Raw genomic sequence first — 268 nt, forward strand, 5'->3', positions numbered from 1 at the left:
CTACGAATGTGCCTGTTTTGATATTGTATTGACTTAATCCGTAACTATCCCATAGTTTAAATTGATGCTTGCCATATTGAACATAGCCATCAGCATATTTGATTGCAACCTTTTTAAACGGTATCCAACCCAGTGAACGTCTAGCTGATTGTTTATTACTGACACGCCATTTTAGTTTTGCTTTTTTGAACTGCTTGCGTCTTGTGACCAATTCTTCTGTCACTGCCTGAATAGTTTGACTGTGCAAGTTGCATTCTTTCGATGTGCC

At 38.4% G+C, this 268-nt stretch carries 1 pseudogene; it reads right to left on the reverse strand.

The features are described 5' to 3' along the window. Positions 1-268, reverse strand: a pseudogene (locus ACEO2X_RS14455) (RNA-guided endonuclease TnpB family protein); the annotation flags it as partial.

Source organism: Acinetobacter sp. AL9 (assembly GCF_041464035.1).
GTDB lineage: Bacteria > Pseudomonadota > Gammaproteobacteria > Pseudomonadales > Moraxellaceae > Acinetobacter > Acinetobacter towneri.